11 protein-coding genes and 1 tRNA gene are annotated in these 14,382 nt (G+C 48.4%); 6 read left to right on the top strand and 6 right to left on the bottom strand.

Annotated elements, in window-relative coordinates; genetic code table 11:
- The first annotated feature begins 31 nt into the window (after positions 1-31).
- The 5 genes from B5D63_RS33170 (at position 32) to B5D63_RS33150 (ending at position 3,087) form a co-directional block, all read left to right on the top strand.
- Positions 32-436 carry a carbohydrate-binding protein gene (locus tag B5D63_RS33170; RefSeq protein ID WP_078673194.1) on the top strand — a complete coding sequence of 135 codons (405 nt, stop codon included), beginning with the start codon at positions 32-34 and terminating at the stop codon, positions 434-436.
- Between the two features lie 96 nt (positions 437-532).
- A tRNA-Leu gene (locus B5D63_RS33165) sits at positions 533-616 on the top strand.
- A 159-nt stretch (positions 617-775) separates the two neighbouring features.
- Positions 776-1,894, top strand: a complete 1,119-nt coding sequence (locus tag B5D63_RS33160) for a 5-(carboxyamino)imidazole ribonucleotide synthase (RefSeq protein WP_078673193.1) — start codon at positions 776-778, stop codon at positions 1,892-1,894.
- Positions 1,895-1,899: 5 nt separating this feature from the next.
- Entirely contained in the window at positions 1,900-2,397 is a 498-nt protein-coding gene (purE, locus tag B5D63_RS33155) for a 5-(carboxyamino)imidazole ribonucleotide mutase (RefSeq protein WP_078673192.1), read from the top strand.
- A 375-nt stretch (positions 2,398-2,772) separates the two neighbouring features.
- Positions 2,773-3,087 (top strand): hypothetical protein, encoded by a 315-nt coding sequence (locus B5D63_RS33150; protein WP_143313297.1) that lies wholly within the window; start codon positions 2,773-2,775, stop codon positions 3,085-3,087.
- Between the two features lie 254 nt (positions 3,088-3,341).
- Here the strand turns inward: B5D63_RS33150 and B5D63_RS34855 are convergent, their stop codons facing one another.
- Positions 3,342-3,563 carry a PDZ domain-containing protein gene (locus B5D63_RS34855; protein WP_143313295.1) on the bottom strand — a complete coding sequence of 74 codons (222 nt, stop codon included), beginning with the start codon at positions 3,561-3,563 and terminating at the stop codon, positions 3,342-3,344.
- 144 nt (positions 3,564-3,707) lie between these two features.
- Between B5D63_RS34855 and B5D63_RS33145 the strand changes: the two genes are divergently transcribed.
- On the top strand, positions 3,708-4,658 hold the full coding sequence (locus B5D63_RS33145) for a hypothetical protein (RefSeq protein WP_078673190.1): 951 nt from the start codon (positions 3,708-3,710) through the stop codon (positions 4,656-4,658).
- A 235-nt stretch (positions 4,659-4,893) separates the two neighbouring features.
- Here B5D63_RS33145 and B5D63_RS33140 read toward each other — a convergent pair whose 3' ends face one another.
- The 5 genes from B5D63_RS33140 to B5D63_RS33120 all read right to left on the bottom strand — a co-directional run bounded on the left by B5D63_RS33140 (position 4,894) and on the right by B5D63_RS33120 (position 14,248).
- Positions 4,894-5,553, bottom strand: a complete 660-nt coding sequence (locus tag B5D63_RS33140) for a gluconate 2-dehydrogenase subunit 3 family protein (RefSeq protein WP_078673189.1) — start codon at positions 5,551-5,553, stop codon at positions 4,894-4,896.
- Positions 5,554-5,593: 40 nt separating this feature from the next.
- The gene (locus B5D63_RS33135; protein WP_078673235.1) at positions 5,594-7,279 is read right to left on the bottom strand and encodes a GMC oxidoreductase; all 1,686 of its coding nucleotides are present in this window, start codon (positions 7,277-7,279) and stop codon (positions 5,594-5,596) included.
- Positions 7,280-7,514: 235 nt separating this feature from the next.
- A complete protein-coding gene (locus B5D63_RS33130; protein WP_078673188.1) occupies positions 7,515-8,417 on the bottom strand; it encodes an AraC family transcriptional regulator in 903 nt (300 codons plus the stop codon).
- A 185-nt stretch (positions 8,418-8,602) separates the two neighbouring features.
- Positions 8,603-9,901, bottom strand: a complete 1,299-nt coding sequence (locus B5D63_RS33125) for an efflux RND transporter periplasmic adaptor subunit (protein WP_078673187.1) — start codon at positions 9,899-9,901, stop codon at positions 8,603-8,605.
- 21 nt (positions 9,902-9,922) lie between these two features.
- On the bottom strand, positions 9,923-14,248 hold the full coding sequence (locus B5D63_RS33120) for a CusA/CzcA family heavy metal efflux RND transporter (protein WP_078673186.1): 4,326 nt from the start codon (positions 14,246-14,248) through the stop codon (positions 9,923-9,925).
- Positions 14,249-14,382: the final 134 nt, after the last annotated feature.

The following is a 14,382-nucleotide window of genomic DNA, read 5'->3' as shown; positions in this document are numbered from 1 at the left end:
GTTGTGTTAAACGATAAACCTATCCTAACCTATGAGGCTGTTGTTGTTCCTGGTTTTTGCCTTCGTGCAGCTGACTGTTTACGGACAGACGGCTAAGCCGACGGCTAAAAAGGGGAACCGGGCCACGGAGTTTCAGATGAAGGAAGGTGCCTACCTGGCTTTTGCGCAGGTGAACCTCAGTATGGGGGAGATCGGGTTTCAGGTGGAAGTAGCCTGTGAGCATAAAAAAAGCGGGTCAAAGCTGGAGTTCCGTATTGACAAACCCAAAGGCAAGATGATTGGCTCCCTGGACATTCCCTACACGGGCGACAGTACCTACGCCCTTAAGCTGACCGGCAATCTGCGGCACGCGGAAGGTGTACATGATCTGTACATTGTAGCCAAAGGAGGCGTGGCTTTCAGCGTAACTTCCTTTAGTTTTATCCATAATTATTAGTACATACTTTCTCGTTATTGTGAAAAAAACTTTACTTTTTATTTGGTGAATAAAAATGAGTGCTTATCTTTGCGCTCCCTGATCACAATATCAGTTGCCCAGATGGCGAAATTGGTAGACGCACTGTGTTCAGGTCGCAGCGCCTGCAAGGGTGTGCTGGTTCGAATCCAGTTCTGGGCACTTAAAAAAGAGGCTTGTAAGTTTTTAACTTGCAAGCCTCTTTTTGTTTTCTGTCAAACGGCAGATTCAATCCGGTGGGCCACTATATTAGTGGCAGACGACTCTTGTTCCCTTCATTTACTATGAAATAGTTTTATATCTTTGCGGCAATTGAAGATTATGCTTGAAAATTTGAAAATAGGAATTTTAGGGGGCGGTCAGTTGGGTGCGATGTTAATGCGGCATGCCATAGATTTTGGCCTCAGTGTTTCGTTTATGGACAATGACGCGCATGCACCTTGTTCACGTTATACTTCTTCTTTTTTTTGTGGCGATCCTGCTTCTTTTGAAGCCGTTTTGGAGTTTGGTAAAGGTCTTGATGTTATTACAATAGAAAAGGAAGCGGTGAATATCGCTGCTTTACGTCAGCTCGAAAAGCAGGGCGTAAAGGTTTTTCCGTCGCCTGATACCATAGAAGTGATCCAGGACAAATTTACGCAAAAGCAGTTTTTACTGTCACACCGGGTGCCTGTAGTACCTGGCGAAGCCATCCAGGGCAAAAATGAACTGTATCAATACGAAAATAAGTTGCCTCGTTGTCTGAAAAAACGTCGTGACGGGTACGATGGTTATGGCGTGATGGTGTTGAAGACAAAAGAAGATATTGCAGCAGCTTTTGATGCGCCGTGTGTAGTAGAAGAATTAGTTGAGATTAAACACGAAATTTCTGTCATCGTAGCAAGAAATGAACAGGGCGGCGTTGCGTGCTATGACCCTGTGATGATGGCGTTTTCTGAAGAAAAGTTCATACTTGATTATCAGATAGCGCCCGCTCAGCTGGACGAAGAAATAGTAAAGGAAGCGACAGCGCTCGCCAGGAAAATAGCAGAAGCACTCAAGCTGGTTGGCATTCTCGCCGTGGAAATGTTTATCACCAAAGATGGGAAGCTTTTAGTGAATGAACTGGCCCCAAGGCCACACAATAGCGGTCATCACACCATAGAAGCCAGCACTACATCTCAATATGAGCAATTGCTCCGTGCTATACTCGGACTACCGCTGGGAGCCACTGAACTTCACCTCCCGTCTTTAATGCTGAACATACTGGAAAACGATGCGTTAAATGCGGATAGACCAGGGAAGCTGAAGGGCCTGTTGGAAATACCCGGCGCTCACCTTCACTGGTATGGTAAAAAGGGTGGCAGGCCAGGGCGAAAAATCGGACACGTAACGGTGACAGGCAATACAATGGAAAACGTAATGGCCAAAGCTGAAACAATACGAAAAATTTTAAATTAAAAAATATGAAACAGGTCGAGGTAGGTATTATTATGGGTAGTAGCTCAGATGCACCTATTATGCGTCAGGCAATAGAGGTTTTAAAGAAGTTTGATATAGGGTATGAGTTTAGCGTTGTATCAGCACACAGAAGCCCTCAAAGAATGTTTGAATACGCAGCTACCGCCGAAGAACGTGGTTTGAAAATCATCATCGCAGGCGCTGGCGGAGCGGCACATCTTCCCGGTATGGTGGCTGCTATTACTACCCTGCCGGTCATTGGCGTACCTATTAAATCCTCCAACTCTCTCGATGGCTGGGATTCCCTTTTGTCTATCGTGCAGATGCCGGGGGACATACCTGTCGCTACTATGAGTGTTAATGGCGCCCGTAATGCCGGGTTATTGGCGGTACAGATTTTGGGCACGAGTAACAGCACCATCAGACAGATGCTTGCAGCATTGAAAAAAGAAAATAACGACAAGGTTAGCAAGCAAAACGAAACATTGGACCAAATCGCATAAGTTGAATATTTTTTATAGAGAAACCTCACGCTTAGCGTGAGGTTTTTTATTTACCCTGCAACGCCACCACCAATCCATATCCTTCTTCCAGTAAACGGTATTTCACAATCAGGTTGTTCTCCACCATAATCTCTGTAACCTCGTTCAGATGTTAACTTCCGGTTAACACTTACCGTACTATCCTTTCTCACTGCATTATTCTTATGCAAAAAGGTTGTTTTTTCACTGCAGACATTTTGCAGTTAATTGTTTTGATCATAACTTTGCGCCCTCATTACCAAATGTTATAGAACAGAAATGTGGGATAGATTTTACTTTAGAGTCATTAGCGTTTTTATTTTATTGAACGGCGCGTTATTTTTATTCAAAGACTGGATGTTGGACAATGGAGTACATCACAACGTACTACTCTTCGGGAACCTTGCCTTAGCCTTACTTTCAGCATTTACCTACAACATGAGCCGCAAAGGCGTTGAGGCTGAAAGCAACAGTGTATTTATGCTCCGTGTTTACGGCGCCATGATCAGCAGAATGATGCTTTGCCTCGCAGGCATTACCGTCTATGCAGTGGTGAACAGGGCTAATACCAGCAAGTACACCATCTTTATGCTGATGTTCTTCTACGCAGTGTATGCTGTCAGCGAGAACGTAAGTCTGCAGAAAATCACCCGGCAGGCGAAAGCAAAATAAGCAGTTATGTATTGAAAGTGCTTGTCAGCAGTAATGCTGCGTGGCCTCTTCATGCATACCAGTGTTGTTTTTTTGCATTCTTTTTCATAAGGAACTAATGCCAACAAGCCCCTGAAAAGGGGTAAAGGGATCTCTTTTCCTTTATCTGCGCAGCTTCTCCGGCTGCGTACAGAGTATTACTGCCGTGTGCTGCGGTTAACTTCAACTTTGCAAACAACGGGTACGGCTGTTTTTAAACAACCGTACCACACAGGTTACTTCAGTCTTAACACGACCTCCACTGGCTGTTGCTGGCGGATAACAGACAACCGCAGCTGACACTTCCACGACACTTCTTTCACAATGCCCAATAGCTGGCTGACAGATTTGACGGATCTTCCGTCTGCCATGCGGGTCACATCACCGGTTTTGAGCCCGGCACTGCTCAACAGACTGTTGGTGCCATCGTTTGGTGAAATGTGGATTTGAGAAGACAATACCAGGAAAAAACAAAATCATACAAGAAGAAGCCCCGCCACCGGAAGCCTACTGCCCACTCGCAGTAACTTATCTTACTTTAGTGGCAGCCCGAACTATCCGTTTCTCCATTTCTTATATTTCTTAACCCAAATCCCCTATTTATGAGCAAACATATCATCTCCCTGTTGCTGTTGAGTGCTATGATATTAGCTGCCTGTAAGAAAGAGCAGCACAGCACTTCAGCTGATAACGCAGTGGCACCTGCTGAAAAAGTGCAGACAAATAACCATCAGGACGAAGTATTGACGCCGGTTGGCTGGGTGTCCAAATCAAAAGTACACCACGTTGAAACAGGTGAATACCTGAGCGGAGAAGGCAACCGGCTCCGGAAGTATGACCGCAACGGCAAAGTGCTGGCGGACTATGGCGTCATCGAACAGGATGCCCGGAAAACGCCGTTCTATCCCGGTAATAACCCAAGGCCCGGCAAAGACATATTCCCGCTGGGCTCCGGCTGGATCACCTACACACACTGGACCAACAGCACTTCATCAGCGATCTCTTATTTTGCCACCAGCTGGACCGTGCCGCCTGCACCGGCGGTGATCTCGGGCCAGACCATCTTCCTGTTCAACGGCCTGCAGAATTCCGGCAATATCCTGCAACCGGTATTGCAGTGGGGGCCTTCCGCTGCCGGCGGGGGCAACTACTGGGCCATTGCCAACTGGTATGTGGGCGGAAATACCGTATACAGCAGCCTGATACGCGTGAACCCGGGTACCAACCTGCAGGGCGTAATGAGCCTCATCGGCGGCAGCGGCAGCACCCGCAGCTACTCGTCCGTCTTCACCGGGTATCCTTCTATCAACCTGACAGTAAACAATATCCCCACGCTGTACTGGGCCGCGGAATCCATGGAGGCGTATGGGGTGGGGACCTGCTCCAATTATCCCAACACCGCCAAAACAAGGTTCAGTGGCATCGACCTGAGAGTAGGCGGCGCTGCGGCGCCCCTGTCATGGTCAGTGGCCAATCCTGTGACCGACTGCGGGCAGCATTCTACTGTGGTGGCAAACGGTACGCCAAACGGTATCGTAGACATCTATTATTGATAGCGCCGGAAACGGTGGCGGGCTATGAAAGCCTTGCAGGAGATTCCTGCAGGGCTTTGTCTTTATTGGTGTGCCCGAACCTTTCCCTACGCTCATCGTGTCTGTATTTTCGTTGTAATTAAATCGGGTGGCCAAAAAATAACTACCTGGTTGACTAGTTGTTAACGGTATCAAACCCGGCGGCAGGTGCAGTGGGGGGCTATTTTTTTGTTATCGAACAGATCCGGTTGTTCAATTAGATGGCCCACGCCTTGTCTCCTTTTTTATAAGGATAGGCGCCATCATAGTGGCCTGGTGTATCGATGTATCGCAGTGCTTTTGTCATACCGACTTCAGAACTAAAATATCCCCAAAGTGTTAATTGCCTTATCATTGTAAAATAATGGGGTGGGAAACTCTCTCTTAAATAAGATGCGCCAAAGTTCTTTCTCTCCTTTTCTGATTTGATCCAATTGTCCTGTTGTCTGTCAAAATCCTCTTTCGCCTTATGGTAGGCATCTGTTTTAACATAGCTGATGGCTTCCTCATATAATTGAGTAAGAAAGGTTTCTTTTTCTGAATTGGTGAGGTTTATAAAATCCTTTTTATGCTTTGCAAGGCAGTCTTCCTTCAGTTTGTCAATACCCTTTAGAATAACGTTCCGTTCATTTTCCGTATAACAATCCGTAATGATTAAGCTCATAAACATCGTCAGATCAGCGGCCTTTCCACCTCCTGAATCAGGAGTCGCGGGAATAATGGTTTCAGCAATTTCGTCCAGCAGTGCCAGGTCTTCCGGCTTGAATACCCCTTCCTTTTTTACAGATGGCTTGCATCCGGCAAGAAAGGCATCAGCGCCGATAATCGTTCCACCAAGCAAAATGCCCACATATGACAATGCTTCTCTTCTATTCATGATTGGATATTTAATGCTATCGTTATTTGATACGCCGCGTTCATATCTGCTGTTTCTTTAGCTCGTTTATCGCGTGGTCCACTGCACGCGCGGTAAATGCCATATACGTCAATGAAGGATTTACACAGCCGGCGGATGTCATGAATGCACCGTCGGTTACAAATACATTGGGTGCATCCCATAACTGATTCCACTTATTCAATACCGATGTTTTGGGATCGCTTCCCATGCGTGCTGTGCCCATCTCGTGAATACCCTGTCCCATGATGCCACTACTATCGAATCCATGCACATTTTTCACGCCGGCTTTTTCCAACATCTCTTTCCCATCGCTGATGATCTCCTTACGCATATTTAATTCATTCTCCTTCAACTCTGCATCAATAGCTAAAATGTTCAGTCCCCACTTGTCCTTATTGGTCTTGTCAAGCGTTACCATATTTTCATGGTAAGGCAATACTTCTCCAAAGCCGCCGATCGATATACTCCATCCGCCAAATTCTGTCAATGCCTGTTTTAAACCTGCGCCTACAGCTATTTCCTCTGCGGCCTTTGTGCCTCTTCCTCTACCTGCTCCGCCCTGGTATCCGAATCCACGGATATAGTCTCTTTTTTCATTATTTAAATTTCTGTAGCGTGGGATATAAATCCCATTGGGCCGGCGGCCATAGACGATCTTGTCCTCATACCCCTCAACACTGCCGGCAGCGCCCGAACCCAGATGATGGTCCATCAGATTGTGTCCAAGCTCGCCGCTGCTACTGCCGAGGCCCCCAGGCCATATGTCCGTGGCTGAATTGAGTAATATCCATGTGCTATTAAGTGTAGACGCATTCAGGAAGATGATTTTTGCTTTGAATTCATACGTTTTGTTTGTCTCGGCGTCTAGTACTTCTACACCTGTTGCCCGCTTTTTATCTTTGTCATATAATACTTTCGTCACTATGCTCCAGGGCCTTAGTGTCAAATTCCCCGTTTTCATCGCTGCGGGCAAGGTGGAAGATTGTGTACTAAAATAGGCGCCAAAAGGACAACCCAGATGGCATTTATTTCGATACTGGCATTTGCTGCGGCCAGGCAGTGTCTCTGTGAGATGTGCACACCTTCCTATGATAATTCTGCGTTGATCAATATCTTTATAGGCTTCTTTCACACGCGCTGCAATATCTTTTTCTACAATGTTCATTTCCATAGGAGGTAAGAACTGACCATCGGGTAGTTGCGGCAGATTTTCAATACTGCCACTAACTCCTATGAACTTTTCGACATGATCGTACCATGGAGCGATCTCTTTATACCGGACAGGCCAGTCAACTGCCAGCCCATCCTTGCTATTGGCTTCAAAGTCAATATCGCTCCAGCGGTAGGTTTGTTTTCCCCATAACAGGGACCGTCCTCCTACCTGATACCCGCGAAACCAGTTAAATTGTTTTACCTCGGAATAGGGCGTTTCTGCATCGTTTGCCCACCAGTCGGGATTTATTTCACTCGGTCCGAAACCTCTGATGCGGTTAGGGTTCGCTATTTTTTGCGCCAATGTAATATTCCCATGGTGTGGAAACTCCCATGGCCCCTTGGTGGCATTTACATAATCTTGTATGTGCTTTACATCTTTACCCCGTTCCAGCATCAGTACTTTTAACCCTTTTTCGGTCAGTTCTTTTGCGGCCCATCCACCACTGATGCCAGAACCAACAACAATTGCATCATAGCTATTATCGGACATAGACAAAAATCCTCCAGACTCTGGACAAGAGTCGAATTTTCAAATTGAGTAAATAAAACGGCTTGATAAGCTACTGCTATCCGGAGATTCCGTTTTCATATCGTGGATTCTAAAATGGAATAGATAACCATAACATAAGTTATCCTCTAATTCCTGGCTAAAATTAGGGTCAAACAAAGGTCCCGACAAATGGTATTTTATTGAAAATATAAAGTATTTTAATCAGGGGGAGGGGTCACTCATTCCCCGTTTCATATACTTCCCTGTCAACAAGTGATATCTTTTCCAGGTCTCCCGCGCTAAGAAAGGCTTTCCTGTAACCTGAAGGGGTTGTGTTATGAAACTTACGGAACTGATTATTGAAATGGGCCAACGTGTTGAAGCCACTCTCGTAACAGATATCGGAGATACTTTTCTGGGTGTCTATCAATAGTTTACAGGCATATCCTATCCTTATTTCGTTCAAAAAGTCAATGTATTTTTTCTTTGTACACTTTTTGAAATAATTACAAAAAGTGGGAACGCTTAATCCAACCGTTTTTGCAATTTCCGAAATTTGAATGGGCCGTTTGAAGTGCTCCAATGTGAACTGGAAGATCTGATCAATACGTTCCTGCTTTTCTGCATTCAATCCTGTCTCCATTTGCGTGGAAAGTAAAGTATAATCTTTACTTCTCGTAATGAGATCAAGGCATTCACATAATAATATGATACGCTTTAGCCCTGTTTGGTTTTCCAGCGAAAGGATCAGCGAAGCCAGCGCGGGCTTACTTTTACCCTCAATGGCAAGTCCATGCAAAGAGATTTCAAACAACTTCAAAAGGTCTTTGCTTTCCGGCAATTTCAAAAAAACATTTCCTAAAAAGTCTGCTTTGAATTGCACGACCACAGCGCTTGTAGCCTGGTCGGGATTTCTCTGGAAAGTATGTGGAACATTTGACCCAATGAAGAAGATGTCACCTGTTTCAAATCTTCCAACATGGTTACCGATAAAACTAATTCCAGCACCTTCTTTTATTAAAATTAATTCCAGTTCGATGTGCCTGTGCCAGGGTACTTCGAAATTGGGGGTACTATAAGTTCGTGCGACAAACGAGGTATTATCGGAAAGTGGGAGCTTCTCAACAATTATTTTCATTTCAGGTTATGTTAAATCTCATCACTAAAACCTTCAGAAAAGGTTTAATCATAAAAATAACAAAAAAACGACAGGCTTAATAATGGTCGCGCTCGTTTTTCGGGAAATTGGAAAAACTCCCCTATGGAAAAGGCCGCCTCCTGTTGTGGGAGCGGCCTTTTTTAGGTTTTATCTTTTCGTCCGGCTTAATGTTCATGCCCTTCGCCGGCATTCGTCATTTTTGCCAGCACAAAAAAAGCGCCTTTCACCACGATCTTCGAGCCGGCGGGTATTTCCTTCAGCAACGTAATTTCCGTATAGCCGATGTCGGTAGTGCCTTTTGCCACGGGTATTTTCTCGAATGTCATGCCGGTACCGTGATTGCTCTCTGCTTTTTTACCACCTTCTTCCTTATGGTCATGCGCTTCTCCGGAACTGTGGTCATGGCCGCTTTCCGTCCCCTGGTGATGTTCGTCTTCTGCGTGTTCATCAGTAACAAAGAAGATATAATCCTGTCCCTGGTAGCTGACAATGGCATCAGTCGGTATCGCCTGCACGGTGGCCTTTTCCAGGCTGATAACAGCGGTGATGTTCATCCCGTCTATTAAGCCGGCCTTGTCACCTTTTACTTTGGCGTGTACGGTCACCGCCTTTGATTCCCCTTCAAAAGTAGCGCCCAGCGAAAAGATCTCTGCGTCGTACTCTTTGCCTGGATTGTTGGTCAGGGTGAAGTGGATCGTCTGTCCGTCTTTCAGTTTGGAGAGATCTTTTTCGTACACAAACAAATCCAGGTGAAGCTGACTGTTGTCTACGATGTCCGCAATGGTGGAGGTAAGGTCTACATAGCTGCCGATCTGCACCTTTACATCGCTGACGACGCCACTGATAGGACTGAGCACAGAAAGGCTGGAGATCAGTTTGCCATTTGACAGCCGCTCAGGGTTGATGCCCATCATCCTGATTTGCTGGCCTAAGGTAGACTTCTCGGTCTGTAAGGTTTTGAAGGCTGTTTCTGCTGCCTGCAGGTTCTTCAGGGCGCCTGCATTGCCGGCCGTCAGTTCGCGTTGACGCGTTACTTCCTGTTCCGCCAGTTTCAGCCTGGTCATGACACTAAGGTAATCACTTTGCGACTGTACGAAAGAAGGATTGCTGATGGTGGCAATCACCTGACCTTTTTTAACGGTGTTGCCCGGCTGGATCAGTAGCGTCTTAATGACCCCGCTGTAGAGCGAGTTGACCGTCGCCTTGTTCTGATTGGGCACCCGTAACGTACCATTGGTTTTGAGCGATGAGGTCAGTTGTTTGCTTTCTATGCCGCCAATACTGATCCCGATACTGTTGATCTGGTTCCGGGAAAATGTGACCGTATTGGGGTTTTCATGCTCTTCTTTATGTCCTTTTTCATCATTGGCCTGCGCTTCTTTTTCTGCTCCGCCGTTGCCGGAGCATGCGGTCAGCCAGAGGGCGCCTGCACATAAGGTGGTGATGATAATTTTCCTGCTCATTGTATACAAAGCTTAAATTATTTACAGATTGTTGAAATAGTTGTGTTGAATAACCGCCTGATTGTAGGCATTCAGTACGTCGAGGTAGTTCTGCCTGATCGTAATCGCCTGTGTAAGGAACTGAGACAGCTCGGCAAAACTGATTTCGCCTGAACGGTAGGCCAGGGCTGCCGCTTTGATGATCTCCTGCGCCTGTTTAAGGCCGGAGCTCTCATAAAAGACGAGCATGCGGTTGTTCTTCTCCACTTCCTTCGTCATCTGTGACTGTTGGGTACTGAATACCTGTTTATTATAGGCCAGCTGTTGCTGCTGCACATCCGCTTCCGCCTGCGCGGCCCTTACCTTGTTCCGGTAGGCGCCGAGGCCAAACAGCGGCACAGAGGCTGTTACGGAAAAGCCACTGAAAGGATCTTTTACGCCATAGAGCCGCTGACTGAAAAACCTGCCGGAAAATTCAGGGCGGTTTTCATTCTTCGCCACCGCTACGCCCGCCGAGGCGATATTCACGTTCTGCTGTTGCAGCGCGAGGGTAGGGTGTACGGTGTCAGTGGCCGGACCGGCAAAAACGAACCCGATTTTTTCGAGGGGCTGATTCACCGGAAGAATGGCGTCTTCGGTATTCAGCAACTGTTTCAGGGACTGCTGCTGGATGGTCATATCGTCATGCAGCTGTTGCAGCTGTGCCTGTAGTTCTTTCTGTTTGGCCTGCGCCGAGATACTGTCCAATCCCGGATTTTCGCCTGCCCGTACCCGCAGCACCGCTGCGTCGGACAGGGATTGGTAGATACTGTCCAGCTGCAGGTAGAGGTTCGATTTTTCATTCAGGTACCACAGTTGATAATACACCTGCCGGATATCTCTCTTGACAGACACATTCAATACAGCGCCATTCACTTCATAATACTTCGCCTGTTCCGTGTACAGTTTTTTCTGTGCCTTGTACAGTCCCGGCCAGGCCACCCCCTGGGACACGCCCACTTTCAGGATGCCGGTATGGTCGCTGGGCCGCAGGTCTTCATTCTCTGCAAATACACCGGTCTTAGGCAACATGCCCGCAGAACGGACCTGTACCTTCGTCCGGTTCACCTGTGCGGCGTTGATGTTATATTGCAGGTTCTGTTGCGCCATCGACAATACTTCGTTTACGCCTAACCGTTTGCCCGGTACTCCCTGTGCGGAAACGGCGCCGGGAACGATCAGCAAGCCAAGCAACGCAGCCGCCGCGACGGCCGGTGGTAATTGGCGTTTGAAGCCTTCGCTGAAGAGGATGTATAACAACGGCAGCACTACCAGCGTCAGGAAGGTGGCCGTTACCAGTCCGCCGATCACCACCGTCGCCAGCGGCCGTTGCACTTCCGCACCCGCACCGCGGGACAAGGCCATGGGCAGAAAGCCGAAAGAAGCCACGGTGGCGGTCATCAATACAGGACGCAGCCTGATCTTCGTTCCTTCGATCACCCGTTTGATAACGTCAGTGAAACCTTCTTTCTCGAGATTATTGAAGGTGCTGATCAGCACGATCCCGTTCAATACTGCTACGCCAAACAAAGCGATGAAGCCTACGCCGGCGGATATGCTGAAAGGCATACCTCTCAGCAGCAGCGCAAACACTCCGCCGATGGCGCTCATAGGGATCGCTGTAAAGATCAGTACCGACTCTTTAATGGAGCGGAAGGTGAAATACAGCAGCATAAATATCAGCGCCAGGGCTACCGGTACGGCAATCATCAGCCGGGCGGATGCCTTCTGAAGGTTTTCGAAGGTACCGCCGTAAGTATAATAATAGCCTGACGGCAGAAGATTGGCAGCTCCCAGTTGCTGTTGTATATCTTTCACCACACTTTGTACGTCCCTGTTTTTGACGTTGAAGCCCACCACAATACGGCGCCGGCCCCCTTCACGGCTGATCTGCGCCGGCCCTTCCTTAAAAGAGATATTCGCCAGCTGGGACAGCGGGATCTGGTTGCCGTCAGGCAGCGCCACAAACAGGTCGCGCACATCGTCAATGGAGGAACGGCTCGCGCTGTCCAGCCTTACAACCATATCGAACTTACGTTCGTTCTCGAAAACGACGCCTGCAGCTTCACCGGCAAAAGCGGTGCGTACGGTACGGTTGATGTCTTCCACATTCATGCCGTAAGCCGCTATCTTGGCCCGGTCGTATTGTATGGTGATCTGCGGCAGGCCGGTGGTCCTTTCGATCTGCGGCTCTGTGGCGCCTTTCACCGATTGCACGATAGCGGCTACTTTCGGCGCCAGGGCAGCCAGCGTGTCTATATTCTCGCCAAAGATCTTGATGGCCACATCCTGCCTTACACCGGTCATCAGTTCGTTGAAACGCATCTGAATAGGCTGGTTGGCCTCAAAGAACACGCCGGGTATTACCTCCAGCTTCTCCATAATGGAGTCGGCCAGCTGGTTGTAGGTCTTCACCGTCGTCCATGCTGACTTCGGTTTCAGCAGCACCATCAGGTCGGTCGCTTCCGGCGGCATCGGATCGGTAGGCACTTCGGCGCTGCCGGTTTTGCCCACCACCATTTTCACTTCAGGGAAAGTGCGGATGATCCGGCTGGCCTGCATGGACGTTTCAATGCTCTGCGACAGGGAAGTGCCCTGCGGCAGGATACAGTGAAAAGCAAAATCCCCTTCTTCCAGTTGCGGGATAAACTCGCCGCCCATACGGGCGAAGAGCAATACCGCGATGCCGAAGATGGCGACGGTAACCGCTATCACCGCTACTTTGAAACGGATAGCCCAGGCCAGTACCGGCGCGTATAACTTATGGAAGAAGTCCATGATCCTGTCGGAGAAATTCTTTTTATGCGATACCGTTTTCGGGAGTATCAGCGCACTCACCATCGGGATGTAGGTCAGCGACAATATCAGCGCTCCCAGGATGGCGAAGGCCACGGTCTGCGCCATAGGCTTGAACATCTTACCTTCTATGCCTACCAGCGTGAGGATAGGGATATACACGATCATGATGATGATCTCCCCGAAAGCAGCGCTGTTACGTATCCTGGAAGCAGAAAGATAAACTTCCTCGTCCATTTCCGCCTGCGTGAGTTTTTGGGTGGATGTCCGCAGCGCCAGGTGATGCAGCGTGGCTTCCACAATGATCACGGCGCCGTCCACGATCAGCCCGAAGTCAATAGCGCCGAGACTCATCAGGTTGGCGCTGACGCCAAAGGCGTTCATCATCCCCAGCGCAAACAACATAGACAGGGGGATGGCAGACGCCACGATCAGCCCTGCCCGGAAATTGCCGAGGAACAGTACCAGTACGAAAATAACGATCAGGGCGCCTTCGATGAGGTTGGTTTTTACGGTGTTGATCGCCCTGTCCACCAGGTTGGTCCTGTCAAGATACGCCTCGATCACCACATCTTCGGGTAAAGATTTTTGGATGGTTTTGAGTTTTTCCTTTACGCGGGTAACAACAGCGGCACTGTTAGCGCCTTTCAGCATCATCACGATGCCGCCTACGACTTCCTTCTCTCCGTTGTAGGTAACGGAACCATAGCGGATAGCGTTGCCTAGCCTCACGTCTGCCACATCTCTTACCAGCACGGGAATACCGTTTACGGACTTGACGGCGATGTTGCGGATGTCTTCCATATTGCCGACAAGACCAATACCTCTGATAAAGTAGGCACTGGGCTTTTTATCGATATAGGCGCCGCCGGTATTTTCATTGTTTTTGGCCAGCGCATTAAAAATCTCAGACATGGTGATGTTCATGCCTTTGAGTTTGGCCGGGTTGACCGCCACTTCGTACTGCTTCAGCAGTCCGCCGAAGCTGTTCACTTCTGCGATGCCCTTGGTGCCATACAACTGCCGGGCCACGATCCAGTCCTGCATGGTGCGGAGGTCCATGGCGGTATACTTGTTTTCTGACCCTTTTTTGGGGTGAAGGATATATTGATACACTTCGCCCAGCCCGGTGCTGACCGGTGCCAGCTCAGGCGTGCCGATGCCTTTGGGTATCCTCTGTTCCGCTTCCTTCAGTTTTTCGCCGATAAGCTGACGGGCAAAATAGATGTCCACATCGTCTTCGAACACCACGGTGATGACGGACAGGCCAAACCTGGAAATGGAACGCATTTCCACCAGGTCCGGCAGGTTGGCCAGGCTTTGTTCAATCGGGTAGGTGACCAGTTGCTCTGTTTCCTGTGCTGCGAGTGTAGGCGTTTGGGTGATGATCTGTACCTGGTTGTTGGTGATATCCGGTACGGCGTCCACCGGCAAACGCAGGGCGCTCCAGACACCCCAGACAATCAGCGCGAGTGTGAACAGGCCGATGATCAACTTGTTCTTTATACTAAAATGAATAATTCTGTTCAGCATACGTAATGGTAAATTGTATAAAAAGGATAGGCCCGATGAGCGCTGAAAAACGTTCATACACTTCGTCATTGCCGGCTGTTTACAGGCATGGGAAGTCCGTTGCACGAACGGGTACGATGCTGCTTTTCACCAAT

It is taken from the genome of Chitinophaga eiseniae (genome assembly GCF_900167135.1).
Taxonomy (GTDB): Bacteria; Bacteroidota; Bacteroidia; order Chitinophagales; family Chitinophagaceae; genus Chitinophaga; species Chitinophaga eiseniae.
This window is presented reverse-complemented; position numbering and strand designations above follow the sequence as displayed.

Coding starts and splice junctions, on each gene's coding strand:
- B5D63_RS33170 (WP_078673194.1), top strand. CDS start 32: ATGAGGCTGTTGTTGTTCCTGGTTTTTGCCTTCGTGCAGCTGACTGTT.
- B5D63_RS33160 (WP_078673193.1), top strand. CDS start 776: ATGCTTGAAAATTTGAAAATAGGAATTTTAGGGGGCGGTCAGTTGGGT.
- purE (WP_078673192.1), top strand. CDS start 1,900: ATGAAACAGGTCGAGGTAGGTATTATTATGGGTAGTAGCTCAGATGCA.
- B5D63_RS33150 (WP_143313297.1), top strand. CDS start 2,773: ATGTTGGACAATGGAGTACATCACAACGTACTACTCTTCGGGAACCTT.
- B5D63_RS33145 (WP_078673190.1), top strand. CDS start 3,708: ATGAGCAAACATATCATCTCCCTGTTGCTGTTGAGTGCTATGATATTA.
- B5D63_RS33140 (WP_078673189.1), bottom strand. CDS start 5,553: ATGAATAGAAGAGAAGCATTGTCATATGTGGGCATTTTGCTTGGTGGA.
- B5D63_RS33135 (WP_078673235.1), bottom strand. CDS start 7,279: ATGTCCGATAATAGCTATGATGCAATTGTTGTTGGTTCTGGCATCAGT.
- B5D63_RS33130 (WP_078673188.1), bottom strand. CDS start 8,417: ATGAAAATAATTGTTGAGAAGCTCCCACTTTCCGATAATACCTCGTTT.
- B5D63_RS33125 (WP_078673187.1), bottom strand. CDS start 9,901: ATGAGCAGGAAAATTATCATCACCACCTTATGTGCAGGCGCCCTCTGG.
- B5D63_RS33120 (WP_078673186.1), bottom strand. CDS start 14,248: ATGCTGAACAGAATTATTCATTTTAGTATAAAGAACAAGTTGATCATC.